Genomic DNA, 25,849 nt, shown 5'->3' with positions numbered 1-25,849 from the left:
GCTTTCGTTTTCTTTCGACCGACATCATGCTCGCCGCCGACCTCTTCTCGTTCGTCACCCGCGTGCGCGAACGCGCGCCGCTCGTGCATTGCCTGACGAACCTCGTCGTCACCAACTTCACCGCCAACGTGCTGCTCGCGATCGGCGCCGCGCCGGCGATGGTCGTCGCGCGCGAGGAAGTCGGCGAGTTCGCGCCGGTCGCGAACGCGCTGTCGGTCAATCTCGGCACGCTCGACGTGCCGCAGAGCCGCGCGATCCGCGCCGCCGTCGATGCCGCCTGCGGCGCGGGCAAGCCCTGGGTGCTCGACCCGGTCGCGGTCGGGCCGCTCGCGTTTCGCACCGAGTTCGCGCTCGATCTGCTCGATTCGAAGCCCGCGGTGATTCGCGGCAACGCGTCGGAGATCATCAGCCTGTCGGGCGGCGCGGCGAGCGCACGCGGCGTCGACAGCACCGCCGCCACCGACGCCGCGCTCGATGCCGCGCAGGTTCTCGCGCTGGAAACGCAGGCCGTCGTCGCGGTGACGGGCGAGACCGACTACGTGACCGATGGCCGCCGCGTGATCGCGCTGTCCAACGGCTCGCCCCTGATGACGCGCGTGACGGGCGTCGGCTGCGCGCTGTCGGCGACCGTTGCGGCGTTCGTCGGCGTGGCGTCGGATCGCGACGAGTTCTGGGCCGCGACGGTTGCGGGAATCGCGTATTCGACCATCGCGGGCGAACTCGCCGCGCGCGAAGCCGCCCTGCCCGGCAGCTTCGCCGTCGCGTATCTGGACCGGCTCGCCTCCGTCGATGCCGAAGCGTTCGAAAAGACGCTCGTGCAGCGCGATATCGTCTCGGGCTGACCATGCGCGCTTCGTTCGATCTCTCGCTCTATCTCGTGCTCGATCCCGTGCAGTGCGGCGGACATGACGCCGCGCTCGCGGTCGCGCGCGCGGCGCTCGACGGCGGCGCGACGCTCGTGCAGTTGCGCGCGCCGGAGTGGCACAAGCGCGCGTGGTTCGATCTCGCGCGCGAGCTTCTGCCGATCACGCGGGCGCGCGGCGTGCCGTTCGTCATCAACGATCATGTCGATGTCGCGCTCGCTGTCGGCGCCGATGGCGTGCATATCGGCCAGCGCGATCTCCCCGCCGATGTCGCGCGGCGGCTGCTCGGGCCGGATGCGCTGATCGGGCTGTCGGTATCGAATCTCGATGAAACCGCCGACGCGGAAACGCTCGCGGGCGTGATCGACTATCTCGGCGCCGGACCGGTGTACGCGACGCCGACCAAGACCGACGCCTCCACGCCGTGCGGCATCGACGGCCTCGCTGAAATCCGCGCCGCCACGCGCTTTCCGACCGTCGCGATCGGCGGCATCCAGGCGCACAACGCCGCCGAAGTGATGCGCGCGAAACCCGCCGGTCTCGCCGTCGTGTCGGCGATCTGCAAGGCGGCCGATCCGCGCGAAGCGGCCGCGGCATTGCGCGCTTCCATCGCGCGCGCACGAACCTGAACCCGATATGGCCGCAACGAAAACCATCCCCAACGTGCTCACGATCGCCGGCTCCGACTCGGGCGGCGGCGCGGGCATTCAGGCCGATCTGAAGGCCTTCTCCGCGCTCGGCGCGTACGGCGCGAGCGTCATCACCGCGCTCACTGCGCAGAACACGCGCGGCGTGACCGCGGTTCATGCGCCGGAGCCCGCATTCATCACCGCGCAGCTCGACGCCGTGTTCGACGACATCCGCATCGATGCCGTGAAGATCGGCATGCTGGCCAACGCGGGCATCGTGCGCGCGGTCGCGGATGCGATCGGGCGTCATCGGCCGAAGCATGTCGTGCTCGACACCGTGATGATCTCGAAGAGCCATCACGCGCTGCTCGCGCCGGAGGCGGTGGCCGCGCTGCGCGACGAACTGCTGCCGCTCGCGACGCTCGTCACGCCGAATCTGCCCGAAGCGGCGGCGCTGCTGGGCACCGAAAGCGCCGTCGATGAAGACGCGATGGTCCGTCAGGGCGAAGCGCTGCGGGCCCTCGGCGCGCGGGCCGTGCTGATGAAAGGCGGCCATCTCGCATCGAACGACAGTCCCGACTGGCTCATCGAGGCAAGCGGGTCGCTCAGGCTCGGCGGCGCGCGCGTGCCGCTCAAGAATACGCATGGGACGGGCTGCACGTTGTCGTCGGCGATCGCGGCGCTGATTCCGCAAACCGATGATCTGGCGAGCGCCACCGCCGAAGCGAAGCGGTACCTCACCGGCGCGATCGAGGCGAGCGTGCGGCTCGACGTCGGTCACGGCGTCGGGCCGGTGCATCACTTCTTCCGCTGGTGGTGAGCAGCGCGGTTATTGAACCGATGCAGCGAACGCGCGCGCTTTCTCCGGCCAGTCGTCCGGAACGATGAAACCGCGCGATTCCTCGATCCAGCCGCCCGCTTCATCGCGTAGGTAAGCGGCGATCATCGTCGGCGCGACCGTGCCTTCGAGACGCGTGTGAATCGCAGCCGATTCGGCCACGAGCGTTTCCGCAGCCGCCGCATCGAGCTTGCGCGACGCGAGCCAGGCCATGCGCGGCTGTACGACCCACGCGCGCTCATCGTTCGAAGCGTCCGAAGCCTCCGAGCGCGCCGCGCGCCACTCCGACGCCGTCAGCCACCATCCGCGCAAATGGCTTTCGCCGATCTCGGGCGCGGGCTCGATGCGCTCGTCCTCGAGCCCGTGATAGAAGAGCCGCCCCTTGATGAACAACTGCGCGCGCCACGGCCCTTCGAAGCCGAGCGCGGCGAACTCCGCGCGCGAAGTCAGCCCGAGCTGATGCGTGACGAGCCGCGCGTGCTTCAGATCGAAGCGATCCTGGAGATTCGGCCCGACATAGTCCGACAGGCGCGCCGCGCGCGACGCATGGCCGTCGATGTCGCCGATATGCAGGTAGAACTTGACCGCGAGCTCCCAATGCAGCCGGGCGCCATCGGCCGACTCCAGCAGGAAGTCGCATTCGCCGATCGTGCGCCGCTGCCGCCGCAACGGCACGTTCGCCGCGATGAGGCGCGCCGCCGGTCCGTGCGAGAGGAAATACCGGATGAGGCTCTCGGCATAGATGCCGAGCCGCGTGAACTTCGGATTGCGCGCGTGATCGTGCAGCGCGTGCGGCGCGGCGTCGAGCGCTTTCAGCCACGCGAGCGTCGCGTCGCGCTCGGCGGATGTCGCGAAGGGGCGCGCCAGCGTGGCGTCGCCCTCGCGGAGCAAGTCGGGCGCGAAGAGCAGCCAGGCGAGATCGCGAACCGTGACGTCGTCGAAGCGGTCGACGAGACGCGACAGGTCGGTCGCCGAGACGGTCATCAGTGGCCGCCCTGCTCCGCTCCCTGCTCGACGCCGAGCGCGGCGAGCGCCTCGCGATACGTGTTGCGCGCGAGGCAAAGATCGGCCCACGCCTTCGACTTGTCCTGCAGGCTGCGCAACAGATAGGCCGGGTGATACGTGACGATGACCGGCACGCCGCGATATTCGTGCACGCGCCCGCGCATCGATGCGATGCTGGCTTCGTTCTTCAAAAGACTCTGCGCGGCGAAGCGCCCCATCGCGACGATCACTTTCGGCTTCACGAGCTCGACCTGGCGCTGCAGATACGGCTCGCAGCGCGCGACTTCATCGAGTTCGGGATTGCGGTTGCCGGGCGGGCGGCACTTGATGACGTTCGCGATATAGACGTTCGATTGCCGCGACAGCGTGAGCGAGCGCAGCATGTTGTCGAGCAGCTTGCCCGCCTGACCGACGAACGGCTCGCCCTGCTTGTCCTCGTTCTCGCCCGGCGCCTCGCCGATCAGCATCCAGTCGGCTTCGCGGTCACCGACGCCGAAGACCGTGTTCGTGCGGCGTTCGCACAGCCGGCAGCGCTCGCAGTTCGCGACGCGCTCGGCGAGCGCGTCCCAGTCGAGCGTGTGGATATCGCTCGGCGCTTCGGCGGCGACGGGTTCCACGTGCACGATTGCGTCGTCGGTCCACGGGAGATCGTCGTAGGCGTCGAGCGGCGGTGCGTCGAAATCGGGCGAGGCGTCTTGCCGCGGCTCGCTGCGTGCGGTGATGGGAGGCGTCGGCTCTTGCAGGCTTTCCACTGGCGTCGGCGCTTCGGGCGCAGGCGCTTCAGGCGCTCGTGCTTCCGTTTGCCCGACCGGTTCGACAGGCGCGCTCGCCGCAACTTCCGATTCAGGCGTCGCCGCCACCCCACGCCGGACCCAGACCGGCCCGATACCCAACTCCTCAACCAGCGATTCATCGAGCGCCATGCGCACTCTCCTTCGGAAACGACAGACGCATGACGATTGCGTCCTCACGCGAGCGATGCCGCGCGGGGTAATAGTTCTTGCGGCGTCCGATGGCCGCGAAGCCAAAGCGCTCGTAAAGCTGGATCGCGCGCGGATTGGACGGCCGCACTTCGAGCAGCACGCCTTCGAGCTTTTCGGCGCGCGTGATGCGCACCGCTTCGCGCAACAGCGCGAGGCCCGCGCCCGCGCGCTGCGCCGACGGCGCGACGCACAGATTGAGCAGATGCATCTCGTCGACGACGGGCATCAGCACGCAATAGCCGATCAGCGTGCCGGTCACATGCCGCAGGCAGACGCCGTAGTAGCCGTTGCGCAGCGAATCCTGAAAATTGCCACGGCTCCAGGGAAATTCGTAGGCGAGCTTTTCGACCGCGGCGACTTCGTCGAGGTCGGCTTCGGTCATCGGCGTGAGATACCGATCCGCGAGCAGCACGCCGCTCACCGAAGCGCCTCCTCGCGAGCCTGCATACGCTCCGCCGTGGTTTGGGCGACCTTGTCGCGGACATACTCCGGCGCGGCGAGCTCGGGCGCGACCGCTTTCCCCGCCTGGAAAGCGCGCAAGCCGATGAGCGCAACCGGCAGCGCATGCGGCAGCGCTTCGCGATCGACCTGTGCCGCGGCGGCCACCGCCGGCAGGCGATCGCCGAACGCGGCGGCGGCGTTGCCCGCGAGCGCGAAAGGCACGTCCGGCAGGGGCAGCGCGCCGGGCGCATCGAGCGCAGCCGAATGCAGCGTGCGCCAGTCGCCCGAGGCGGCATCGAATTCGAAGTCGGCCCAATACACTTCGTCCATGCGCGCATCGAGTGCCGCGAGCACGCGCGGCGCGATCGCCGCATCGCGGAGCCGCGCCGCTTCCGCGCACGCGAGCAGCGTGCTCACCGGCACGACCGGCACGCTCAGGCCGAACGCCAGCCCTTGCGCGACACCCGTTGCGGTGCGCAGACCGGTGAACGAGCCCGGGCCCGCGCCGAATGCGATCGCGGCGCAATCGGCGAGCGCGAGACCGGCGTCGTCGAAGAGTTCGCGCACGGCGGGCAGAAGGCGCGTGCTCGACACCGCGCCGGTCGCCTCGTGGCGAAACCAGACGCGCGTATCGCCGTTCACATAGTGAGGCGCGACGGCGGACTGAGCGGGAGCGGAGGCGGAGTCGGCGAGCAGGAGCGCGACAGAGCAGAACTCCGTCGAAGTGTCGAGGGCGAGCAGAACGGTGCGTGTCATAGGCGGTATTGTAATGCGGGAGATGCGCCGCTTTCGCACGATCCGCGCGCGCGGACCGATCCCGATCGCGTCTGGAAGGCACGCCCGGTTCGAGGAAAGCCTCGACAGGTCGCGCGCGTGCCGCTTGCTAAGATCGTTCGGTCCCTTATCGACAAGAACGGAGAAGACATGACCGATATCGACCAGCAATTCGCTCAGGCCCAAACCGATGTGACCCAGCTGCCCGAGCGTCCCGGCAATCTCACGCTGTTGCGCCTCTATGCGCTGTTCAAGCAGGCAAGCATCGGCGACGTGCAGGGCGACAAGCCCGGCTTCACCGACATCGCCGCAAAGTACAAATACGAAGCGTGGGCCGCGCTGCAAGGCACGCCCGCCGATGAAGCGAAGACGCGCTACGTCGAGCTCGTCGAATCGCTCAAGCGCGGCGAAGCGGCCTGATCATCCGATCGGGCACGGTGCGAAACCGCGCCGCGCCATCCGATGCCCGACGATGGCGCGGTTTCGCGTCAAAATGTGGCGCAGTGCAGCAAATTCGGCTATACTAGCGGCCAGCGCTCAACTGTGAGTTGCCTGCTTTTCAGCAGAGGCTCACGCAGCAAGGCGCTCCGTAGCGTTTCGCCCCAATCCAGTTTAGAAACTGTCCCCTCCCTGCCAGGCCTTTGCGTTGCATTTGCACGCAGTTTGTTCCACGGCCCGTCATGCATCAGGCTGACGTCAGCACCCGCCGATTCATCGGGTCTGCCGTATCCGATACAGCTTCTAACAAAGATACTCGCCGCACGTTCGCGCGAGTGGCCCCCGTTTTTCGATTTGCCCGCTGTTTCTTCGCTCGCTGAATCCAACGACTTGGGTATGCCGATTGGCGCCGACGCCTTATTCCCCGTTTCAAGGATCGACATGACTTCGAGCTTCACCGCTAGCCCGTTGGACAACCTCGCAGCAAACATTGGCATCACCCCCACGACCGACGCCCCGGCCGCTCCCGCAGTCGAAAAGCCCGCCGGCCCCACTTTCGAATCGCTCGGCCTTTCCGCCGAGATCGTGTCCGCGCTGACCGCAGCGGGCTACGAATCCCCGACGCCCGTGCAGCAGCGCGCGATTCCCGCCGCGCTCGCCGGCCGCGACCTGCTCGTCTCCAGCCCGACCGGTTCGGGCAAGACCGCGGCGTTCATGCTGCCCGCCATCGAAAAATTCGCGCAACTGCAGAAGCAGGAAGCGCAGCAGCCGCGTGCGCCGCGTGACCCGAACGCAGCGCGCGGCCGCCGTCCGCAACCGGTCGCGCGCCCGCGCCTGCTCGTGCTCACGCCGACGCGCGAACTCGCGATGCAGGTTTCCACCGCCGCGACCACGTACGGCAAGCACCTGCGCCGCCTGCGCACCGTCAGCATTCTCGGCGGCGTGGCGTACGGCCAGCAGTTGATGCTGCTCGCGAAGAACCCCGAGATTCTCGTCGCGACGCCGGGTCGCCTGATCGACCATCTGGAGCGCGGCCGCATCGACCTGTCGGAGCTGAACATGCTCGTGCTCGACGAAGCCGATCGCATGCTCGACATGGGCTTCATCGAAGACATCGAGAAGATCGTCGACGCCACGCCCGAATCGCGCCAGACGCTGCTGTTCTCGGCGACCATCGACAGCAAGATCACGTCGCTGACGGGTCGTCTGCTGAAGGATCCCGAGCGCATCGAGATCGTGCAGAGGCTCGAAGCGAAGAGCAACATCGCGCAGACCGTGCATTACGTCGACGACCGCGATCACAAGGATCGTCTGCTCGATCATCTGCTGCGCGACGACGGCCTCGATCAGGCGATCGTCTTCACCGCGACGAAGAGCGATGCCGATCTGATCGCCAATCGTCTCGCCGACGCGGGTTTCGAATCCGCCGCGCTGCACGGCGATCTGCCGCAAGGCGCACGCAACCGCACGATCCGCGCGCTGCGCGAGCGCCGCGTGCGCGTGCTGGTCGCGACCGACGTCGCCGCGCGCGGCATCGACATTCCGGGCATCACGCACGTCTTCAACTACGACCTGCCGAAGTTCGCTGAAGACTACGTGCACCGTATCGGCCGTACCGGTCGTGCGGGCCGCAGCGGCACCGCGGTCAGCCTCGTGCATTACGCCGAAATGGGCGCGTTGAAGCGCATCGAACGCTTCGTGCGCAATCCGCTGCCGGTGAACGTCGTCGCGGGCTTCGAGCCGCGCAAGGCGCCGCCCAAGGGCGGTTTCGGCGGCGGACGCGGCCGTCCGGGCGGCAATGGCGGCGGCCGTCGCTTCGGCGGTAACGGCGGTGGCAACGGCAGCGGTCGTGGCTACGGTCCGGGCAACGCCGGTGGCTACGGCAACAAGTCGAACGCCGGTTCGCGCGAAGGCGGTTATCGTGACGGCGGCTATCGCGGCGGCAACAGCGATGGCGGCTATCGCGGCGGCAACAGCGACGGCGGCTATCGCGGCGGCAACCGTGGCGAAGGCGGCTTCGGCCAACGCGACGGCTACAGCGCGCGCCGCAACGACGGCCCGCGCGCCCCGCGCCGCGGCAGCTGAGCAGCACTTCAGGAAGCGGCTTCAGCGCCGCTTCTCGCGCCTCAAAACAAAACCGACGCCTCGCGCGTCGGTTTTTTTTCGTCCCGTCGCCATATTTCACGATGCGCAATGGCCTTTTGCGTCGCAAAAGATGTGCTGCGCGGCACCATACCATCCGTTGCAAGATAGGAAAAGACATTCCGCCATGCGGTATGTCGCATCTATATCATTGAATTTCAATAATAAAAATTATCTGCAAATCTGCTTTCAAGGGGTGTTTCGCGAGTCCGCATTTGCCTAGACTCTTATATAAGAGTTGAGCAAACGCAGACTGCCGAACCCGGCGCACCGGAGCTCAAGTCGTCAAGGAACATCGATTCACCATTCGTCGTTCAGTCCGATCTCAAGGAGAAACGCCATGACCTCACGTCAACAACAAGCTCAGCAACTCCAACAGCAATGGGAAAGCGATCCGCGCTGGAAAGGCATCAAGCGCAGCTACTCGGCGGAAGACGTCGTGCGTCTGCGCGGCTCGGTGCAGCCGGAGCACACGCTTGCGAAGCGCGGCGCCGAAAGACTGTGGGCGTCGATCCACGAGGAGCCGTTCGTCAACGCGCTCGGCGCGCTGACCGGCAATCAGGCGATGCAGCAGGTCAAGGCCGGCCTCAAGGCGATCTATCTCTCGGGCTGGCAGGTGGCCGGCGACGCGAACGTCGCGGGCGAAATGTATCCGGACCAGTCGCTGTATCCGGCGAACTCGGTGCCGCTCGTCGTGAAGCGCATCAACAACACGCTCACGCGCGCCGATCAGATTCAATGGTCCGAAGGCAAGAATCCGGGCGATGAAGGCTATATCGACTACTTCGCGCCGATCGTGGCCGATGCCGAAGCGGGCTTCGGCGGCGTGCTCAACGCGTTCGAGCTGATGAAGGCGATGATCGAGGCCGGCGCCGCGGGCGTGCACTTCGAGGATCAGCTGGCATCGGTCAAGAAGTGCGGCCACATGGGCGGCAAGGTGCTCGTGCCGACGCGCGAGAACGTCGCGAAGCTGTCGGCCGCGCGTCTCGCGGCGGACGTGTGCGGCACGCCGACGCTGCTGATCGCCCGTACGGATGCCGAAGCCGCCGACCTCGTGACGTCCGACATCGACGACAACGACAAGCCGTTCCTGACCGGCGAGCGCACCGTGGAAGGCTTCTTCCGCACGAAGCCGGGTCTGGAGCAGGCGGTGTCGCGCGGCCTCGCCTACGCGCCCTATGCGGATCTCGTGTGGTGTGAAACCGGCAAGCCGGATCTGGAATACGCGAAGAAGTTCGCCGAGGCGATCCACAAGCAGTTCCCGGACAAGATGCTCTCGTACAACTGCTCGCCGTCGTTCAACTGGAAGAAGAATCTGGACGACGCGACCATCGCCAAGTTCCAGCGCGAGCTGGGCGCGATGGGCTACAAGTTCCAGTTCATCACGCTGGCCGGCTTCCACGCGCTGAACTACTCGATGTTCAACCTCGCGCACGGTTACGCCCGTTCGCAGATGAGCGCGTTCGTCGAGTTGCAGCAGGCCGAGTTCGCCGCCGCCGACAGGGGCTTCACGGCGGTCAAGCATCAGCGCGAAGTGGGCACGGGTTATTTCGACGCGGTCACGCAGACGGTCGAGCGCGAAGCATCGACGACCGCACTGCACGGCTCGACGGAAGACGAGCAGTTCTTCGACAAGAAGGTCGCTTGATAGCAGGCTGAATCAGGGAGAGCGGTAAATAAGGCGGCGGCCGTGGCGCATGCAGTAGCGCGCCACGGCCGCCGCTCAAACGAAAGCGCATCGTGGTGCGCTTCCGTTTGGGTGTCACCGATACACGATGACGGGAATCTTGGTGTGCGTGAGCACGCGCTGCGTCTCGCTGCCGATGAGCAGGCTGCCGAGACCGCGCCGTCCGTGCGAGGCCATCAGGATCACGTCGCAGCCGTTCTGCTCCGCCGCTTCGATGATGCCGATATACGGCGCGGCTTCGATGCTCGTCACGCTCGTGCACGGGACGCCGGCGCTTTCGGCGGCGCGCTCGACCTCGCGCAGGTGCTCGCGCGCTTCGTTCTCGGCGCGCGCGTGGAAGTCGTCGGGCGGCTCGACGGCGACATCGGCGAAGGGCGAGTACGGGTATTGAGGCAGGCACGCGTAAGCCGTGATGCGCGCGCCGACGGATTGCGCGAGATCGATCGCGCCGTCGATGGCCTTTTGCGATAGCTCGGAGCCGTCGGTCGGCACGAGGATGTGTTTGAACATGGCGTTCTCCCCGATACGTGTGAGTGCGTGGTTCTATTGTAGTAAGGGCGACGGAGGCGGAGAAGTGTCGATGCCGTTTGCGCGTCGATGTGTCGCCTCGCCACATCGGCACGGAATGCCGGTCCATGACGCCCGCATAGGAATCCGAAACTTCGCCCGACCTGAAGTGTTACCCCCAATACCCCGTCGCGTTATACGTATGCTTGAGCAGATCGAGAAACAATCGCACCCGCAACGGCAAGTGCCTTCTCTGCGGAAACACCGCGTGAATGCCTATCGGCGGCGCGGCGAACGCATCGAGCACGCTCACGAGCCGCCCCGCGCCGATATCCTCGCCCACCTCCCACCACGAGCGCCATGCGAGGCCGCGGCCTTCGAGACACCACTCGTGCAGCACCGCGCCGTCCGAACACTCCATCGTGCCGGAGACCTTGATCGTCACGACCTTGCCGTCCTGCTGGAAGACCCATCCGCGCTGCTGATTGGCCGATGCTCCGAGCGCGAGGCAATTGTGATGCCCGAGCGCGGTGAGATCCGGGGGCTCGCCGCGCTTCTTCAGATAGTCCGGCGACGCAACGCACACGCGCCGGTTCTCCCCGAGCCTGAGCGACACGAGCGACGAATCCGGCAGTTCGCCCAGGCGCACCGCGCAGTCGAAGCCTTCATTGACGAGGTCGACCATGCGGTCGGTCAGATCGAGGCTCACCGACACATCCGGATGCAGCGTCGTGAACTTCGGCACGAGCGGCGCCACGTGACGCCGCCCGAAACCCGCCGGCGCCGATACGCGCAGATGCCCGCTCGCCTTTACGCCGCCCGCCGACACGCTCGCCTCCGCGTTCTGCATGTCGTTGAGGATGCGCTGGCAATCTTCGAGAAACGCCGAGCCTTCGAACGTGAGCGTGATCTTGCGCGTCGTGCGCACGAGCAGCTTCACGCCGAGCCGTTCCTCGAGCGCATCCAGCCTGCGTCCGATGACCGCCGGCGCGATGCCCTCCGCCTGCGCCGCCGCGGACAGGCTGCCTTTCGCCGCCACCGCCGCAAAAGTCTCAATTTGCTTGAATCGATCCATGCGTGTTCGTCGTGAATACGGGTACTGGCGCACAGATTAGGTAAGTAAAAGTAAAAGATCAAGTGATCCGGCGGCACTTTTTCCATCACTTCGATCACGAATACAATCGATCCCGACCTCTACATGGAGCGCACGGCTATGTCGGCCATAACGACACACGCATCGTCCCCCGGAATTTCCAACCCTCCCCGCGCAGTCATCTTCGACGCATACGGCACGCTGTTCGACGTCCATTCGGTCGTCGCGGCCGCCGAGCAGCTTTTTCCCGGCCACGGCAACGCGCTCTCGCAGCTCTGGCGTCAGAAGCAGATCGAATACACGCAACTGCGCACGCTCGCCGATCCGGCGGGCGCGCATTACGAGCCGTTCTGGAACATCACGATCGATGCGCTGCGCCATGCGGCAGCCAGGCTGAATCTCGCCGACGCGCTGACCCGCGCCGCCGAAAAGCGTCTGATGGACGAATATGCATGCCTGTCCGCGTTCCCCGACACCGTGCCCGCGCTGCGGCAACTGCGCGAGCGCTTCGACATCCCGCTCGCGATCCTGTCGAACGGCAATCCGCCGATGCTCGACATCGCCGTGAAGAGCGCCGGCATGACCGGGCTTTTCGATCACGTGCTGTCCGTCGATGCCGTGCGCGCCTACAAACCCGCCGCCGCCACGTATGCGCTCGGCACGCAGGCGTTCGGCGCGGCCGCGCGGGATATCGTGTTCGTGTCGTCAAACGGTTGGGACGTCGCCGGCGCGACGTGGTTCGGCTACACGACCTTCTGGATCAATCGCGCGGCGCTGCCCGTCGAGGAACTCGGCGTCGCGCCGATCGGCAGCGGGCGCGGCATGGATGAACTCATCGCATTCATCGAAGGCGGATGCGCGCAGCAGGTCATCCCGCTCGCGAGCCGTCGCGCGGGCAGCGCGCGCCGTCCGCACGGCGCCTGATGCCTTCAACTTTCTTAATCGCTTGCAAGCGAACCACCAGCAAAACCGTCTGACCGACCAAGGAGAAAACCATGACGCATCCATCGAATCCGCTTTCGCTTCCGAAAGGCATGGCAATCTCGGCCGATATCAAGCCCGGCTACGAGACCATCCTGACGCCCGAGGCGCTGGAATTCGTCGCGAAGCTGCATCGCCAGTTCGAGCCGCGCCGCCAGCAGTTGCTCGCCGCGCGCACCGAGCGCACGAAGCGTCTCGATGCGGGCGAGCGCCCCGGCTTTCTCGATGAAACGAAATCGATCCGCGAAGGCGACTGGAAGGTCGCGCCGCTGCCGAAGGATCTGCAGTGCCGCCGCGTCGAGATCACCGGTCCGGTCGAGCGCAAGATGATCATCAACGCGCTCAACTCCGGCGCGGACTCGTACATGACCGACTTCGAGGATTCGAACGCGCCGAACTGGGACAACCAGATCGTCGGCCAGATCAACCTGAAGGAAGCGGTGCGCCGCACGATTTCGCTCGAACAGAACGGCAAGTCGTACAAGCTCAACGAGAAGATCGCGACCTTGATCGTGCGTCCGCGCGGCTGGCATCTGGATGAAAAGCACGTGACCATCGACGGTCAGCGCGTGTCCGGCGGCGTCTTCGATTTCGCGCTTTTCCTGTTCCACAACGCGAAGGAAATGATCGCGCGCGGCAGCGGACCCTACTTCTATCTGCCGAAGATGGAAAGCCATCTGGAAGCGCGCCTGTGGAACGATATCTTCATCGCGGCGCAGGAAGGCGTCGGCATTCCGCGCGGCACGATTCGCGCGACGGTGCTCGTCGAGACGATTCTCGCCGCATTCGAAATGGACGAGATTCTTTACGAGCTGCGCGAGCACAGTTCGGGGCTGAACGCGGGCCGCTGGGACTACATCTTCTCCGCGATCAAGAAGTTCAAGAACGACACGAATTTCTGCCTCGCCGACCGCGCGAAGATCACGATGACTGCGCCCTTCATGCGCGCCTACGCGCTGGAACTGCTGAAGACGTGCCACAGGCGCAACGCGCCCGCGATCGGCGGCATGTCGGCGCTGATTCCGATCAAGAACGATCCCGCCGCGAACGACAAGGCGATGAGCGGCGTGCGCTCCGACAAGGCGCGCGATGCGACCGACGGCTACGACGGCGGCTGGGTCGCGCATCCGGGCCTCGTGCCGGTCGCGATGGAAGAGTTCGTGAAGGTGCTCGGCGACAAGCCGAACCAGATCGAAAAGCAGCGCACCGATGTGCAGGTCACCGCGCACGATCTGCTCGATTTCCGCCCGGAAGAGCCGATCACCGAAGCGGGTCTGCGCAACAACGTGAACGTCGGGATCCACTATCTCGGCTCGTGGCTCGCGGGCAATGGCTGCGTGCCGATCCACAATCTGATGGAAGACGCCGCGACCGCGGAGATATCGCGCTCGCAGGTGTGGCAATGGATCCGCTCGCCGAAGGGCAAGCTCGACGACGGCCGCAAGGTCACGGCGGCGATGGTGCGCGACATCACCATCGACGAACTCGAAAAGGTGAAGCAGTCCGTGAGCGCGTCGGGCGCGGACACGAAGCCGTATGAGCGCGCGGCGAAGATCTTCGAAGAGATGTCGACATCGCCGCAGTTCACCGAGTTTCTGACGCTGCCGCTGTACGAGGAAATCTGAGCGTTACGCGCGCTTCGACTCGTGACGAAAAACGGCCTTCGGGCCGTTTTTTCGTGGGCGACGCCTCATGAAGGGTGCATGGCGTGTGCTACATTGCGCATCGTCTTTTCAACGATTCAACCGTGGAGCGCACGAAACGTGCGAACGACAGCATGAGCAATATCCAGCTCGATATCGAATGGACCGAAGCGGCATCGCGCAAGATCGAAAAGCTGATGCCGCGCAACGTGAACAAGGAAGCGTATCTGGCGCTGCCGCCCGTCGAATGCCTGCCGATGGAAGGCGACGTGCTCTTTCTCGGGCCGGCGGGCAAGCAGCAGCCGTTTATCGTCGCGGAGCGTCAGTATCATCACGACGGCGAAGCCGACTGGACCATCATCCTGATCCTCGACGTGCCGCAAGAAACGCACTGAAGACGGTCCACGGTCCCCGTCAGAGAATCTTGCTCGCGACGCGGACCTCGCCGTGCTCGCACAAATCGGGCGATTTCGCCCGAAACGCCTGTATATGCGCGGATTCGCCGTGCTTCGCGAGCGCGGCCTCGCTCTCCCAGCGCTCGACGAAGATGAAGCGCCGCGGCTCCTTGATGTCGCGGTGCAAGTCGTACTGCAGCGCGCCCGGCTCCTTTCGCGTCGGCTCGACGTTGGCTTCCAGCACTTGCCTGAGTTCCTCTTCCTTGCCCGGCTTGGCGACGAATAGCGCGACGACGGCAACTTCCGACATAAGGTTTCTCCTGTTTTCCATGAAACGATGAAAGCACGAGCATAACCGCGCGCGGGGCATGCCGCCGAAACCGCCCGATGGCGACGCCAAAGAAAAAACCCGCGTTCCAAGAGAAACGCGGGTAAAAACCGTCGCCCTACGAGGATAGGCGACGGGGCCATCGGGGTTCGCGCGCGGCGAACCAATCATTCTGTTTATGTCGGATGAGACACGTGGGGAACCGCGTCGTAAGGTCGCGGAAGCTGCGTTTTGCGCCATTGATGCAATGTACTGTCCCCAGGCCCATTTTTATAAGCTTTTGCGCACATTTCCGGATAGAAAGAATTGTCTGCGCAAATTCGCGGGTGAGCCTCGCATTTCCGTGCATGCTGAAAAAATCGTTTGCGCGAACAGCGCGACGAAGAAGGCACAAAAAAACCGCCTCGCGATGGAGGCGGTTTTCACACGGTTCGACTGCGACGAACGATCAGCCGATCTGGTCCGCGAGCAAGGCCATGATCTGGCGCGCTTGCGGCGACGAATCCACTTCGCCCTTGTCGTCGACGATCGCGACGCGCGTCTGCTGCTCGGTGACCGCGCGCACGTTGACTTGGTACTGCTTCGCCTTCATTTCCTTGCGGCCGTGGAACACCTGGCTCCAGAAGCCCTGCTCGGCCGACGACTTGTCCGTCGGATCGACGTAGCGCACGTAGTAGACGCCCTTGTTGCGGTCACGGTCGTCAACCGTGAAGTTGGCGCGATCGAGCGCGATGCCCACGTGCAGCCACGCGCGGTCATACGCTTCCGGCAAGGTCAGCTGCGAGGACGTGGCCTCAGGAACGACCTCGTTCCGAATCGGCGTGTTGCCCGTGTTCGCGACGTTCTGCGCCGCCACCGATGCGGCCTTCGAATCGCCGCCCTTCGCGGCTTGCGTACTCGCAGCAGCAGCGCCCGCGCCGGCCGCCGGCGCGTCGAGCGACGTGGCACCAGCCGAAGCCGTCCGCTGATCGGCCATCGCGAGCGAGGACATCAGGCGCTTCAGGTATTCGTTTTCGAGCGCCGGGTCGTTCGGGCGCGCCTGCCATTGGCTCGAATCGTTGTTCACGCCGGTGAGCGCCTCGCGCATGCCCTTCTGGCTGATGAACACATACGTGCCGCCGCTGGGCGCCGCCTCGAGCCGCGTGCGGTACTTGTTGCGCTCGGCGGTGACATACGAGTTGCCGGTTGCCTTGGCGAGCGTGTCGCGGATCAGGCCATCGGAAATCTGCGGATGGGTTTCGTTCCAGTCCGTCTCCATCACGCCCTTGTCGCGCTGATCGACGACGAGCAGAAAGCCCTGCTCCTGCCAGAATCGGCGGATCTGCGGCCATACCTGATCGGGCGTTTTGCCGTCGACGACCAGCCAGCGCTCGGTGCCCTCGCGCTGGATGTGCATGCCCGACACCGGCGGGACCACCGTGGGCGTGTTCGGTGCGACCTTTTGAATCTGCTGCAGATCGGACAGCGTGGCCTGGCCGCCCTGCGGCGGAAGCGAACGCTGATCGGCCGCCTCGTCGAGCAGATTCGGCGGAACGGCGAGAGACACCTGTTTCGAACGCTGATCGCTCTTGTAGTTGAACGCATTGGGATTGGTCGAGCCGCATCCCGCCACGATTCCGGCCACCGCGAAGAGCCCGGCCATGCGCTTCGTTACACGAAAATCTGTCATTTGGAGAAGTCCTTCCGCTACGCCACGGGCGTTCTTCCGTGGATCAACCCGTTATTTTACCGGTCCGGGGCCGCGCCGTGCAAAAAGACAGGATGAACGGGTTCCATCGGGGGGGGCGCTGCGCGCACATTTGGGAAGCTGCATTCGACTCGCGCAAGCGGACCGCATGCAGCAATTGACGCGTTCGCATCTCGTATTTAAGTCCGCGCACGTCAATTTGACAATTTATGACAGTCTCAAAAAACCGCAATTTTTGCTCTCGTCTATTGCAACATTCTGATTGGTAAGGGAATTGTCGGTTTTGGCCGCGTCTCTGACCGCGTGTCGGATCCGCACGGCCAGGTATTGCTCTGCCCTGCCTTTATCCTAGAATTGCATCTCGAAAAATAAGAAGAGTCCTAATTAAACGAGAACGCAATGGTAAAGATAAAGATCAGAATTCCTCACTACGTGATCGCGACGCATCTGGCGATGCTCGCGCTTGCCGCGGCGACATCCGTCCACGCTCAACTGGGCGCGGCCGGGCGCGCCGGGAGCGCGTCGCAGGACGATATCATGCATCAGGCACAGGGCGGGCTCGTGCGATATCACGAAACCACCGATGCGCACGGCATCGTCGTGCGCCAGTACGTCGATTCGGACGGCGGCGTCTACGCGGTCTCCTGGCGCGGGCCTGCGATGCCCGATGTGCAATCGCTGCTCGGCGAGTATTTCGACACGTTCAGGCAAGGCGCGAGCGCGTCGATTGCCGACGCGGGTCTGCACACGGCGCGCGTCGCGCAAGGCGACCTCGTCGTCGAGAATCGGGTGCGGCTGCGCGAGTTCAGCGGCCGCGCATGGCTCGCGAGCGAGTTGCCGCCGGGCGTCAGCGCAACGGACATCCAGTAGGGGCAAGACGATGACGATACGCGCCCTTCTCCGGATACCCGCGCTCGCCTTCTGCGCGCTGCTTCACGCGTGCGGCGGAGGCGGCGGCTCGAACGATGGAGCCGCCGCGCCGTCGCAAGCCAGCACGCCAGTGGTGGCCAGCACGCCAGCGGCGGCCAGCGCGCCAGCCGCCCCCGCGAGCGCGGCCTCCGCGCCGCTCGCCGATACCATCGTGCCGCAATCGACGACGCCCAACGTCCAGATCATCCACGTCGCCCGCACGCCCACCAACACGCGCAACATGCTGCAAACCAGCGTGACGGTCTGCGTGCCAGGCACGAACACGTGTCAGACCATCGACGATGTTCAGGTGGATACCGGCTCGCACGGTCTGAGGATTCTGGCGTCCGCGCTCGATCCTGCGATCGCGCTGCCGCTCGTCGCGGGCGGCAATCCGAACGCGACCGTCGCGGAGTGCGCGGTGTTCGGCTCGGGCTATACCTGGGGCGCCGTGCGCCAGGCCGATGTGCGGCTCGCAGGCCAGGTCGCGCGCTCGACCTCCGTGCAACTGATCGCCGATGTCGTCGCCGGAAACGCCGCGCAGGACTGCAGCCAGTCGGGCCTGCCGATGCTGACCGCGTCGAGTCTGCGCGGCAACGGCATCCTCGGCGTCGGGCCGTTCAGCGCCGACTGCGGCGCGGGCTGCGCGGTGTCCGCCATGCCGCGCTGGTACTACGACTGCATCTCGGGGAATTGCAGCGCGCGCGCACTGGCGGTTGCGCTTCAGGTGACGAACCCGGTCGCGAACTTCGCCACCGACAACAACGGCGTGCTGATCGAGCTGCCGGACGTGCCGGATGGCGGCGCATCGGCGGTGAACGGGACGATGACCTTCGGCATCGGCTCGCAGTCGAACAATCTGCTCGGTTCGGCGACCGTGCTCAAGTCGAATTCTGTGTCGGGCTATGTGATGACGGACTTCGGCGGCAACCAGTACGGCACGAGCTTCATCGACAGCGGCTCGAACGGCGTCTTTTTCCCGTCGACGACACTCGCCCGATGCGGCGTCTGGTACTGCCCGACGACACCGCAAACCTTCGCCGCGACGATCCGCTCGCAAAGCGGCGCGCAAAGCGCGGTCAGCTTCACGGTCGCCACGTCGACGGCGCTGTTCGGCACCGGCAACTTCGCGTTCGACAATCTCGCGGGCACGGCCAGCGCCTACTTCGACTGGGGCCTGCCGTTTTTCTACGGGCGCCGCATCTTCACCGCGCTCGCCGGGCGCCCGACGCCGGCAGGCCCGGGACCGTACTACGCGTTCTGAGGCGCACACGCAAAAAAGCCGTCTCCGGTTTCCCGAGAGACGGCTTCTGTTCTTACCTGCTGCACGACAATGCGATTACGCCTTGGCTTCCTCGTCGAAGATCTTCTGCGCGAGGTGAAACGCAGAGTTCGCCGCGGGCACGCCGCAGTAGACCGCCGTCTGCAACAGCACTTCCTTGATCTCGTCCTGCGTCACGCCGTTGTTCTTTGCGGCGCGCAGGTGCAGCGCGAGCTCCTCGCTGCGATTCAACGCGACCATCATCGCAATCGTGAGAAGGCTGCGCGTGTGACGCGGCAAGCCGTCGCGCGTCCAGATCTCGCCCCACGCATAACGCGTGATGAAGTTCTGAAACTCGGTCGTCAGTTCCGTGCGATTGGCGAGCGACCGGTCGACGTGCGCGTCGGACAGCACCGCGCGGCGCACCTTCATCCCGGCTTCGTAGCGTTCGTCGTCGGTCATTGTTGTTCTCCGAGGAAGTCGAGGACGGCGCGCGTGTAGTCATCGCGCTTCTCGATGTTCGACAGATGCGCCGCATCCAGTTCGACATAGCGCGAGCCTTCGATGTAGCCCGCGAGCTCGCGGCCCTGCTCCGCCGTCGTCGACAGATCGTGCGTGCCCGCGATCACGAGCACCGGCAGCCTGATGGTCTTCGCTTCGTCGCGCAGATCGGCATCGCGGATGGCTTCGCAGTTCGACGCGTAGCCGTCGCCCGAGGTGTGGCGGAACACATCGCGGATATTCGACAGCGCGAGCTGCTCGCGCTCCATGAACGGCGCGGTGAACCAGCGCGCGATCACGGCGTCGGTCAGTGCGGGCATGCCGCCCGGCTCGCGCGCCTTCGCGGCGCGCGGCGTCCACACGGCATCCGAGCCGATCAGCGCGGCGGTGTTCGACAGCACGACGCGCGAGAAGCGCTCCGGATGGCGCGCCGCGAGACCGATGCCGGTCAGGCCGCCCATCGACAGGCCGCAATAGTTCGCGCGCTCGATTTTCAGATGATCCATCAGGCCGATCACGTCGCCGATCAGCTGATCGATCGTGTACGGCCCCGGCGGCACGTCGGAGTGGCCGTGGCCGCGCGTGTCGTAGCGCACGACGCGATAGTGCTGCGCGAACGCCTCGATGTTCGGCGTCCACATCGAGACATCGGCGCCGAGCGAATTCGACAGCACGAGCCACGGCGCGTTGTCGCCCGCCGTGGCATCGATGCGATAGTGAATCCGCGTTCCGTTCACTTCGGCAAGAGGCATGTTTTTACCGCTCCTGTTGTTTCGGGTCAGCGCTTGCGATGGCGGCGGCGACGAACGCCTGCGCCTGACCGACGTAGTTCGCCGGATCGAGCAATTGCTTCAGTTGATCTTGCGACAGATGGCGCGTGACGGTTTCGTTGGCGGCAAGCGCGTCGAAGAGCGACGTGCCGTTCGCGACCGACGCCTTCGATGCGCCTTCGACGAGCTTGTGCGCATCGAGCCGGCCGATCGCATCGCCGAGCGCGAGCATCACCGCTTCGCCGAGCACGAGGCCGTTGGTCGCGCCGAGGTTGTGCGCGAGGCGCGCGACGTTGACTTCCATCGCCGGGACGATGCCGAGCATGCTCGACAATGCGCCCGCCGTCAGGCGCGCGAGATCGGGCAGCGCTTCCCATTCGGCCTGCCAGCCGCCCAACGCGCGTTCGTGCTCCTGAACCATGCCCGCGAAGATCGTCGCGACGAGGTTCGGCGCGCGGGTCGCCGCGGTGAGCACCGCCGCGCAGCCCACCGGATTGCGCTTGTGCGGCATCGTCGATGAACCGCCCTTGCCCGCCGCCGCCGGTTCGGCGACTTCGCCGAGCTCGGTCTGCATCATCAGCGAGATGTCGCGTGCGATCTTGCCGAGCGTGCCCGCCAGCATGCCGAGGAACGACGCCGCTTCCGCGATGCGATCGCGCTGCGTGTGCCACGGCAGCGCGGGCAGGTTCAGCTTCAGGTCTTCCGCGAGCGACGCGGCAACCGGCAACGCCTTGTCGCGCAAGCTTGCGAGCGTGCCCGCCGCGCCGCCGAACTGCAGCACCAGCGCGCGCGCCTTCAACTCGCCGAGGCGTTGACGATGACGTGTCACCGCATCGAGCCATTGCGCGAACTTGAGACCGAGCGTGATCGGCAGCGCCTGCTGCAGCCATGTGCGGCCGATCATCGGCGTTGCGCGATGCGCTTGCGCCTGTGTGACGAGCGCAGCGGAAAGCGCGAGCAAATCGGCATCGATCAGATCGAGCGCCGCGCGCAACTGCAGCACGACGCCCGTATCGATGATGTCCTGACTCGTCGCGCCCCAATGCACGTACTTCGCGGCTTCGGCATCGTTCGCCTTGACGACGGCCGTGAGCTGCTTGACGAGCGGAATCGCGAGATTGCCGCCCGCCGCGGCGCCGGTCATCAACGCGCCGGCGTCGATATTGTCCGCGTTGCACGCCGCGACGATCGCCTCGACCGCGCTCGACGGAATCACGCCATGCAGCGCCGAAGCGCGCGCGAGCGCGGCTTCGACGTCGAGCATCGCCTGCACCGTCGCGCGGGGCGACCAGACGGCGTTGGCCGCTTCGTTGCCGCAGATCAGATCGGTCAGACGTCCGGTCGCTTCGAACATGTGATCAGACTCGCTCGATGATCATCGCAATGCCCTGGCCCACGCCGATGCACATCGTGCACAGCGCGAAGCGGCCGCCGGTGCGCTGCAGCTGATAGCTCGCGGTCGTAACGAGACGCGCGCCCGATGCGCCGAGCGGATGGCCGAGCGCGATCGCGCCGCCGTTCGGATTCACGCGGGGATCGTCGTCGGCGACGCCGAGCATGCGCAGCGTCGCGAGACCTTGCGACGCGAACGCTTCGTTCAGCTCGATCACATCCATCTGGTCGATGGTCATGCCGAGACGCTTCAAGAGCTTCTGCGATGCCGGACCCGGACCGATGCCCATCACGCGCGGCGGCACGCCCGCCGTGGCGAGACCGAGGATGCGCGCGCGCGGCGTGAGGCCGTGACGCTTGGCGCTCTCTTCGTCGGCGATCAGCATGGCGACCGCGCCGTCGTTCACGCCCGACGCGTTGCCCGCCGTCACCGATCCGTCCGGACGCACGACGCCCTTCAGCTTCGCGAGCGCCTCGAGACTCGTTTCGCGCGGGTGTTCATCCTTGTCGATGACGAGCGCATCGCCCTTCTTCTGCGGAATCGTCACCGCGACGATTTCCTGCGCCAGCGTGCCGTCCTTCTGCGCGCGTGCCGCTTTCTGCTGCGAGCGCAACGCGAACGCGTCCTGATCGGCGCGGCTGATCTTGTAATCGTCCGCGACGTTTTCGGCGGTCTCGGGCATCGAATCGACGCCGTATTGCTTCTTCATCAGCGGATTGATGAAGCGCCAGCCGATGGTCGTATCGTGGATCTCGGCGGAACGCGAGAACGCGCTCGTCGCCTTGCCCATCACGAAGGGCGCGCGGCTCATGCTCTCGACGCCGCCCGCGATCATCAGACTCGTCTCGCCCGACTTGATCGCGCGGGCCGCGACGCCGATCGCGTCCATGCCCGAGCCGCACAAGCGGTTGATCGTCGAGCCCGGCGTGCCGACCGGCAGGCCCGCCAGCAACGCCGACATGCGCGCGACGTTGCGGTTGTCTTCGCCCGCCTGATTCGCGCAGCCGTAGATCACTTCGTCGACGGCATCCCAGTCCACTTCCTTGTTGCGCTCGACCAAGGCGGCGAGCGGCACCGCGCCCAGATCGTCGGCGCGCACGGACGCGAGCGATCCGCCGTATCGGCCGATCGGCGTGCGGATGGCATCACATACGAAAGCTTCTTTCATCGATCAACTCCAGTTCTGTTCTGTATGTTCCGGTCTCGTATGTCAGGCGGCTTCGGACAGCGGCGCGTATTGCAGCGGCACCTGAGCCAGCTTCTGTAATTCGTCGAACGACAGGCCTTCCACGATCTCGCGCACGACGAGGCCTTCCGGCGTCACGTCGAACACGGCGAGATCGGTGTACACGCGGTTGACGCACTCCACGCCCGTAACCGGATACGTGCAGACATCGACCAGCTTGCTTTCGCCCTGCTTCGTGAGCAGTTCCATCATCACGTAAACCTGCTTCGCGCCGATCGCGAGATCCATCGCGCCGCCGACTGCCGGAATCGCGTCGGGCGCGCCGGTGTGCCAGTTCGCGAGATCGCCCTTCGCCGACACCTGGAACGCACCGAGCACGCAGAAGTCGAGATGGCCGCCGCGCATCATCGCGAACGAATCCGCGTGATGGAAATACGCGCCGCCCGTGAGCAGCGTCACGTGCTGCTTGCCCGCGTTGATGAGCTCGTCGTCTTCGGAGCCTTTAGCGGGCGCCGGGCCCATGCCGAGCAGGCCGTTTTCGCTGTGCAGGAAGATTTCGCGGTCCGCCGCGAGATGATTGGCGACGAGCGTCGGCACGCCGATGCCGAGGTTCACATACGCGCCTTCGGGAATGTCCGCGGCCACGCGCTTGGCCATTTCGTCACGAGTGAGTTTCTTCATGGCTTCGAATCCTTAAGCTGCGAGTTCGGCTTGATGCACCGCTTGCGGCACTTCCACGACGCGCTGCACGAAAATGCCCGGCGTCACGATGTTTTCGGGGTCCAGCTCGCCGAGCGGCACGACTTTCGAAACCTGCACGATCGCGGTCTTCGCCGCGCTCGCCATGATCGGGCCGAAGTTGCGCGCAGTCTTACGATAGACCAGATTGCCCCAGCGGTCGCCCTTGTATGCCTTCACGAGCGCGAAGTCCGCGTGCAGCGGCGCTTCGAGCACGTAATGCTTGCCGTCGATCACGCGCGTTTCCTTGCCTTCGGCCAGCTTGGTGCCGTAGCCCGTCGGCGTGAAAAACCCGCCGATGCCCGCGCCCGCCGCGCGGATGCGCTCCGCGAGATTGCCCTGCGGCACGAGTTCCAGTTCGATTTCGCCCGCGCGATAGAGCGCGTCGAACACATACGAATCCGTCTGACGCGGAAACGAGCAGATGATCTTGCGCACGCGCTTGGCCTTCAGCAACGCGGCGAGGCCCGTGTCGCCGTTGCCGGCGTTGTTGTTGACGATCGTGAGCTCGCGCGCGCCCTGCTCGATGAGTGCGTCGATCAGCTCGGACGGCATACCCGCCGTACCGAATCCGCCGATCATGATGGTCGCTCCGTCGTGGACGTCGGCGACGGCCGAGGCGAGCGAATCGAAAATCTTGTTGATCATTGCCGTTCTTCTCCAGTCTGGGCGCCGATTTGCCTTCGTGCGCCCGTCCCGAACTCGGGGTTTACCTGCTCGAAATCAGACTTGCGTCAAAATGTTCGTCATGCGAACATGGATTCGTTTAGCGAACATCGGCATGGTAGTCCCGCATTCGTTGTCGTGTCAACGAAGCATGCGCGAACTGCGGGTTTTCACGGAGTCGCCGGCCGTTCGCGCTCTTTCATGATCTGCCCTATGAAGAATCCAGACACGCTCAATCCGGATGCCGAACCGCAAGACGCGCAGGCGCGTCCCGGCGATGCCTACGTGCAGTCGTTCGCGCGCGGGCTCGCGGTGATCCGCTCGTTCGACGCGACCCGTCCCGCGCAGACGCTCACCGATGTCGCCGCCGCGACCGGCCTCACGCGCGCCGGCGCGCGCCGCATCCTGCTGACGCTGCAGTCGCTCGGCTATGTCGAAGCGGACGGGCGTCTCTTTCAGCTCACGCCGAAGATCCTCGACCTGGGTTTCGCCTATCTGACCTCGATGCCCTTCTGGAACCTCGCCGAGCCGGTGATGGAAGACCTCGTCGAGCAGGTGCACGAAAGCTGTTCGGCGGCCGTGCTGAACGGCGCGGAAATCGTCTACGTGCTGCGCGTGCCGACGCACAAGATCATCACGCAGAATCTGTCGATCGGCAGCCGTCTGCCCGCGTTCTGCACGTCGATGGGACGCGTGCTGCTCGCCGCGCTCGACGAATCGCGCCTCGACGAAGTGCTCGATTCCAGCGCGCTCGTTGCGCGCACGCCGCGCACGATCGTCGACAAGCGCGCGCTCAAGGAAGCGATCGCCCTCGTGCGCCGCCAGGGATGGGCGATCGTCGATCAGGAGCTGGAGGAAGGACTGATTTCGATGTCCGCGCCGATCCGCGACCGGCAGGGACGCGTGATCGCGGCGCTGAACATCAGCGGCAATGCGCAGCGCAAGAACGCGAAGCAGATGGTGAAGGCGTTTCTGGAGCCGCTGCAGGAAGCGGCGCAGCGCGTGTCCGACATGGTCGCGCGGCGCGGGTGATGGCCTGCGTTGACGTGGAAGGAGCATGACGCCATGACCGACCTCGATCTGAATCTGATCCCCTACCTCGTCGCCATCGAGGAGACGCGCAACGTGAGCCGCGCCGCGGAAAGGCTCGGCGTCTCCCAGCCGCGCGTATCGACGGCGCTCGCGCGGCTGCGCGAATACTTCAACGATCCGCTGTTCGTGCGCACCTCGCGCGGCATGGAGCCGACGCCGCGCACGATCGCGCTCGTGCCCGCCGCGCGTGAGGCGCTGGCGCGCATCGAGCGCGGCCTGCTCGACCGGCAGCACTTCGATCCGTCGGCGAGCGCGGACACCTTTTCGATCGCGTTATCGGATGTCGGCGAGATCGTGTTCCTGCCGCGGCTCTTGCAGGCGTTCGCGAAAGAAGCGCCGAATGCGAATCTGCGCTCGGTGTCGGCATCGCACGGGGAGGTCGAGCGCGGGCTCGAGACAGGCGATATCGACCTCGCCGTCGGCTATTTTCCCGACCTGCGCGGCAACAATTTTTTTCAGCAGCGGCTTTTCTCGCACCGCTTCATCTGCCTGATGCGGCGCGATCACCCATTCGCGAACGCGCCGCTGACGCTCGAGCGCTTCATGGAATGCGGCCATGCCGTCGTGCGCGCCGAGGGTCGCAGTCAGGAGATTCTCGAGAACTATCTCGACAAGGAGCGCGTGCGGCGCCGCGCGGTGCTCGAAACGCCGCACTTCATGAGCTTGCCGTTCATTCTGTCGCGCACCGATCTGATCGCGACGGTGCCGCATGCGATCGGTTTCGCGTATGTCGCCGAACATGCGTCGATCACCCTCGCCGAGCCGCCGCTCCCGCTGCCGCGCTTCGATCTCAAGCAGCACTGGCATCGCAAGTTCCACAACGACGCGCGCACGATGTGGCTGCGCGGCGTCGTCGCTTCGCTGTTCAACGACGAACTCGACGAGTGGCCGAAATAGGC

The 25,849-nt window shown here is 65.5% G+C and carries 27 protein-coding genes; 13 read left to right on the top strand and 14 right to left on the bottom strand.

Going from position 1 to position 25,849, the window contains the following annotated elements:
* Positions 1–26 precede the first annotated feature (26 nt).
* From thiM to thiD, 3 genes are read left to right on the top strand one after another with little or no spacing between them, the layout of a single operon-like run.
* A complete protein-coding gene (thiM, locus tag AWB78_RS18500) occupies positions 27–842 on the top strand; it encodes a hydroxyethylthiazole kinase (RefSeq protein ID WP_062606801.1) in 816 nt (271 codons plus the stop codon).
* 2 nt (positions 843–844) lie between these two features.
* On the top strand, positions 845–1,492 hold the full coding sequence (gene thiE, locus AWB78_RS18495) for a thiamine phosphate synthase (protein WP_062606799.1): 648 nt from the start codon (positions 845–847) through the stop codon (positions 1,490–1,492).
* Positions 1,493–1,499: 7 nt separating this feature from the next.
* On the top strand, positions 1,500–2,312 hold the full coding sequence (gene thiD, locus AWB78_RS18490; RefSeq protein ID WP_062606797.1) for a bifunctional hydroxymethylpyrimidine kinase/phosphomethylpyrimidine kinase: 813 nt from the start codon (positions 1,500–1,502) through the stop codon (positions 2,310–2,312).
* Positions 2,313–2,321: 9 nt separating this feature from the next.
* On the opposite strand, the gene AWB78_RS18485 is transcribed toward thiD, so the two are convergent.
* The 4 genes from AWB78_RS18485 to tsaB are packed head-to-tail and all read right to left on the bottom strand — an operon-like array spanning position 2,322 to position 5,515.
* Entirely contained in the window at positions 2,322–3,314 is a 993-nt protein-coding gene (locus AWB78_RS18485) for a DUF1853 family protein (protein ID WP_062606795.1), read from the bottom strand.
* Complete coding sequence (locus tag AWB78_RS18480) at positions 3,314–4,258, bottom strand: uracil-DNA glycosylase (RefSeq protein ID WP_062606793.1); 945 nt, start codon at positions 4,256–4,258, stop codon at positions 3,314–3,316. Before AWB78_RS18480 ends, AWB78_RS18485 begins: the two co-directional genes overlap by 1 nt.
* Positions 4,245–4,739, bottom strand: coding sequence for a ribosomal protein S18-alanine N-acetyltransferase (rimI, locus tag AWB78_RS18475; RefSeq protein WP_062606791.1), 495 nt, complete (start codon positions 4,737–4,739; stop codon positions 4,245–4,247). The genes AWB78_RS18480 and rimI overlap by 14 nt, the downstream gene beginning before the upstream one ends.
* Positions 4,736–5,515 carry a tRNA (adenosine(37)-N6)-threonylcarbamoyltransferase complex dimerization subunit type 1 TsaB gene (tsaB, locus tag AWB78_RS18470; protein WP_062606789.1) on the bottom strand — a complete coding sequence of 260 codons (780 nt, stop codon included), beginning with the start codon at positions 5,513–5,515 and terminating at the stop codon, positions 4,736–4,738. Before tsaB ends, rimI begins: the two co-directional genes overlap by 4 nt.
* 168 nt (positions 5,516–5,683) lie before the next feature.
* Here tsaB and AWB78_RS18465 point away from each other — a divergent pair, with 168 nt between their 5' ends.
* The 3 genes from AWB78_RS18465 (at position 5,684) to aceA (ending at position 9,761) form a co-directional block, all read left to right on the top strand.
* Complete coding sequence (locus AWB78_RS18465) at positions 5,684–5,953, top strand: acyl-CoA-binding protein (protein WP_062606787.1); 270 nt, start codon at positions 5,684–5,686, stop codon at positions 5,951–5,953.
* 459 nt (positions 5,954–6,412) lie between these two features.
* The gene (locus AWB78_RS18460; protein ID WP_062606785.1) at positions 6,413–8,056 is read left to right on the top strand and encodes a DEAD/DEAH box helicase; all 1,644 of its coding nucleotides are present in this window, start codon (positions 6,413–6,415) and stop codon (positions 8,054–8,056) included.
* A 397-nt stretch (positions 8,057–8,453) separates the two neighbouring features.
* Complete coding sequence (gene aceA / locus AWB78_RS18455; RefSeq protein WP_062606783.1) at positions 8,454–9,761, top strand: isocitrate lyase; 1,308 nt, start codon at positions 8,454–8,456, stop codon at positions 9,759–9,761.
* 114 nt (positions 9,762–9,875) lie between these two features.
* On the opposite strand, the gene AWB78_RS18450 is transcribed toward aceA, so the two are convergent.
* A complete protein-coding gene (locus tag AWB78_RS18450; protein ID WP_062606781.1) occupies positions 9,876–10,310 on the bottom strand; it encodes a universal stress protein in 435 nt (144 codons plus the stop codon).
* A 169-nt stretch (positions 10,311–10,479) separates the two neighbouring features.
* Positions 10,480–11,382 (bottom strand): LysR family transcriptional regulator, encoded by a 903-nt coding sequence (locus AWB78_RS18445; protein WP_062606779.1) that lies wholly within the window; start codon positions 11,380–11,382, stop codon positions 10,480–10,482.
* Between the two features lie 138 nt (positions 11,383–11,520).
* On the opposite strand from AWB78_RS18445, the gene AWB78_RS18440 reads away from it, so the two are divergent.
* The 3 genes from AWB78_RS18440 (at position 11,521) to AWB78_RS18430 (ending at position 14,419) form a co-directional block, all read left to right on the top strand.
* Complete coding sequence (locus AWB78_RS18440) at positions 11,521–12,324, top strand: haloacid dehalogenase type II (RefSeq protein WP_062606777.1); 804 nt, start codon at positions 11,521–11,523, stop codon at positions 12,322–12,324.
* Positions 12,325–12,395: 71 nt separating this feature from the next.
* The gene (aceB, locus tag AWB78_RS18435; RefSeq protein ID WP_062606775.1) at positions 12,396–14,006 is read left to right on the top strand and encodes a malate synthase A; all 1,611 of its coding nucleotides are present in this window, start codon (positions 12,396–12,398) and stop codon (positions 14,004–14,006) included.
* Positions 14,007–14,158: 152 nt separating this feature from the next.
* On the top strand, positions 14,159–14,419 hold the full coding sequence (locus AWB78_RS18430) for a hypothetical protein (RefSeq protein WP_062606861.1): 261 nt from the start codon (positions 14,159–14,161) through the stop codon (positions 14,417–14,419).
* Between the two features lie 19 nt (positions 14,420–14,438).
* On the opposite strand, the gene AWB78_RS18425 is transcribed toward AWB78_RS18430, so the two are convergent.
* Together AWB78_RS18425 and bamC are read right to left on the bottom strand one after the other, a co-directional pair.
* The gene (locus AWB78_RS18425; protein WP_062606773.1) at positions 14,439–14,729 is read right to left on the bottom strand and encodes a putative quinol monooxygenase; all 291 of its coding nucleotides are present in this window, start codon (positions 14,727–14,729) and stop codon (positions 14,439–14,441) included.
* 466 nt (positions 14,730–15,195) lie between these two features.
* Entirely contained in the window at positions 15,196–16,416 is a 1,221-nt protein-coding gene (gene bamC / locus AWB78_RS18420; RefSeq protein ID WP_062606771.1) for an NlpB/DapX family lipoprotein, read from the bottom strand.
* Between the two features lie 417 nt (positions 16,417–16,833).
* Between bamC and AWB78_RS18415 the strand changes: the two genes are divergently transcribed.
* Both AWB78_RS18415 and AWB78_RS18410 read left to right on the top strand, forming a co-directional pair.
* Positions 16,834–17,304, top strand: a complete 471-nt coding sequence (locus AWB78_RS18415; protein WP_232477740.1) for a DUF2844 domain-containing protein — start codon at positions 16,834–16,836, stop codon at positions 17,302–17,304.
* 10 nt (positions 17,305–17,314) lie between these two features.
* Complete coding sequence (locus AWB78_RS18410; protein WP_062606768.1) at positions 17,315–18,607, top strand: DUF3443 domain-containing protein; 1,293 nt, start codon at positions 17,315–17,317, stop codon at positions 18,605–18,607.
* A 75-nt stretch (positions 18,608–18,682) separates the two neighbouring features.
* On the opposite strand, the gene pcaC is transcribed toward AWB78_RS18410, so the two are convergent.
* The 6 genes from pcaC to AWB78_RS18380 are packed head-to-tail and all read right to left on the bottom strand — an operon-like array spanning position 18,683 to position 23,840.
* On the bottom strand, positions 18,683–19,066 hold the full coding sequence (gene pcaC, locus AWB78_RS18405; protein ID WP_062606766.1) for a 4-carboxymuconolactone decarboxylase: 384 nt from the start codon (positions 19,064–19,066) through the stop codon (positions 18,683–18,685).
* The gene (gene pcaD, locus AWB78_RS18400) at positions 19,063–19,857 is read right to left on the bottom strand and encodes a 3-oxoadipate enol-lactonase (RefSeq protein ID WP_062606764.1); all 795 of its coding nucleotides are present in this window, start codon (positions 19,855–19,857) and stop codon (positions 19,063–19,065) included. The genes pcaC and pcaD overlap by 4 nt, the downstream gene beginning before the upstream one ends.
* A gap of 4 nt (positions 19,858–19,861) precedes the next feature.
* Complete coding sequence (locus AWB78_RS18395) at positions 19,862–21,229, bottom strand: 3-carboxy-cis,cis-muconate cycloisomerase (RefSeq protein WP_062606762.1); 1,368 nt, start codon at positions 21,227–21,229, stop codon at positions 19,862–19,864.
* 4 nt (positions 21,230–21,233) lie between these two features.
* A complete protein-coding gene (pcaF, locus tag AWB78_RS18390; protein ID WP_062606760.1) occupies positions 21,234–22,436 on the bottom strand; it encodes a 3-oxoadipyl-CoA thiolase in 1,203 nt (400 codons plus the stop codon).
* A gap of 42 nt (positions 22,437–22,478) precedes the next feature.
* Complete coding sequence (locus AWB78_RS18385) at positions 22,479–23,135, bottom strand: 3-oxoacid CoA-transferase subunit B (protein WP_062606758.1); 657 nt, start codon at positions 23,133–23,135, stop codon at positions 22,479–22,481.
* Positions 23,136–23,147: 12 nt separating this feature from the next.
* Positions 23,148–23,840, bottom strand: coding sequence for a 3-oxoacid CoA-transferase subunit A (locus AWB78_RS18380; RefSeq protein WP_062606756.1), 693 nt, complete (start codon positions 23,838–23,840; stop codon positions 23,148–23,150).
* 231 nt (positions 23,841–24,071) lie between these two features.
* On the opposite strand from AWB78_RS18380, the gene AWB78_RS18375 reads away from it, so the two are divergent.
* Entirely contained in the window at positions 24,072–24,890 is an 819-nt protein-coding gene (locus tag AWB78_RS18375; RefSeq protein WP_062606754.1) for an IclR family transcriptional regulator, read from the top strand.
* Between the two features lie 33 nt (positions 24,891–24,923).
* Positions 24,924–25,847, top strand: a complete 924-nt coding sequence (locus AWB78_RS18370; RefSeq protein WP_062606752.1) for a LysR family transcriptional regulator — start codon at positions 24,924–24,926, stop codon at positions 25,845–25,847.
* The last annotated feature ends 2 nt before the right edge of the window (positions 25,848–25,849 follow it).

The sequence above is a fragment of the Caballeronia calidae genome (assembly GCF_900044055.2).
Lineage (GTDB): Bacteria > Pseudomonadota > Gammaproteobacteria > Burkholderiales > Burkholderiaceae > Caballeronia > Caballeronia calidae.
The sequence above is the reverse complement of the archived record's forward strand: the minus strand, read 5'-3'. Positions and strand labels throughout refer to the sequence as shown.

Coding starts and splice junctions, on each gene's coding strand:
- thiM (WP_062606801.1), top strand. CDS start 27: ATGCTCGCCGCCGACCTCTTCTCGTTCGTCACCCGCGTGCGCGAACGC.
- thiE (WP_062606799.1), top strand. CDS start 845: ATGCGCGCTTCGTTCGATCTCTCGCTCTATCTCGTGCTCGATCCCGTG.
- thiD (WP_062606797.1), top strand. CDS start 1,500: ATGGCCGCAACGAAAACCATCCCCAACGTGCTCACGATCGCCGGCTCC.
- AWB78_RS18485 (WP_062606795.1), bottom strand. CDS start 3,314: ATGACCGTCTCGGCGACCGACCTGTCGCGTCTCGTCGACCGCTTCGAC.
- AWB78_RS18480 (WP_062606793.1), bottom strand. CDS start 4,258: ATGGCGCTCGATGAATCGCTGGTTGAGGAGTTGGGTATCGGGCCGGTC.
- tsaB (WP_062606789.1), bottom strand. CDS start 5,515: ATGACACGCACCGTTCTGCTCGCCCTCGACACTTCGACGGAGTTCTGC.
- AWB78_RS18465 (WP_062606787.1), top strand. CDS start 5,684: ATGACCGATATCGACCAGCAATTCGCTCAGGCCCAAACCGATGTGACC.
- AWB78_RS18460 (WP_062606785.1), top strand. CDS start 6,413: ATGACTTCGAGCTTCACCGCTAGCCCGTTGGACAACCTCGCAGCAAAC.
- aceA (WP_062606783.1), top strand. CDS start 8,454: ATGACCTCACGTCAACAACAAGCTCAGCAACTCCAACAGCAATGGGAA.
- AWB78_RS18450 (WP_062606781.1), bottom strand. CDS start 10,310: ATGTTCAAACACATCCTCGTGCCGACCGACGGCTCCGAGCTATCGCAA.
- AWB78_RS18445 (WP_062606779.1), bottom strand. CDS start 11,382: ATGGATCGATTCAAGCAAATTGAGACTTTTGCGGCGGTGGCGGCGAAA.
- AWB78_RS18440 (WP_062606777.1), top strand. CDS start 11,521: ATGTCGGCCATAACGACACACGCATCGTCCCCCGGAATTTCCAACCCT.
- aceB (WP_062606775.1), top strand. CDS start 12,396: ATGACGCATCCATCGAATCCGCTTTCGCTTCCGAAAGGCATGGCAATC.
- AWB78_RS18430 (WP_062606861.1), top strand. CDS start 14,159: ATGAGCAATATCCAGCTCGATATCGAATGGACCGAAGCGGCATCGCGC.
- AWB78_RS18425 (WP_062606773.1), bottom strand. CDS start 14,729: ATGTCGGAAGTTGCCGTCGTCGCGCTATTCGTCGCCAAGCCGGGCAAG.
- bamC (WP_062606771.1), bottom strand. CDS start 16,416: ATGACAGATTTTCGTGTAACGAAGCGCATGGCCGGGCTCTTCGCGGTG.
- AWB78_RS18415 (WP_232477740.1), top strand. CDS start 16,834: ATGGTAAAGATAAAGATCAGAATTCCTCACTACGTGATCGCGACGCAT.
- AWB78_RS18410 (WP_062606768.1), top strand. CDS start 17,315: ATGACGATACGCGCCCTTCTCCGGATACCCGCGCTCGCCTTCTGCGCG.
- pcaC (WP_062606766.1), bottom strand. CDS start 19,066: ATGACCGACGACGAACGCTACGAAGCCGGGATGAAGGTGCGCCGCGCG.
- pcaD (WP_062606764.1), bottom strand. CDS start 19,857: ATGCCTCTTGCCGAAGTGAACGGAACGCGGATTCACTATCGCATCGAT.
- AWB78_RS18395 (WP_062606762.1), bottom strand. CDS start 21,229: ATGTTCGAAGCGACCGGACGTCTGACCGATCTGATCTGCGGCAACGAA.
- pcaF (WP_062606760.1), bottom strand. CDS start 22,436: ATGAAAGAAGCTTTCGTATGTGATGCCATCCGCACGCCGATCGGCCGA.
- AWB78_RS18385 (WP_062606758.1), bottom strand. CDS start 23,135: ATGAAGAAACTCACTCGTGACGAAATGGCCAAGCGCGTGGCCGCGGAC.
- AWB78_RS18380 (WP_062606756.1), bottom strand. CDS start 23,840: ATGATCAACAAGATTTTCGATTCGCTCGCCTCGGCCGTCGCCGACGTC.
- AWB78_RS18375 (WP_062606754.1), top strand. CDS start 24,072: ATGAAGAATCCAGACACGCTCAATCCGGATGCCGAACCGCAAGACGCG.
- AWB78_RS18370 (WP_062606752.1), top strand. CDS start 24,924: ATGACCGACCTCGATCTGAATCTGATCCCCTACCTCGTCGCCATCGAG.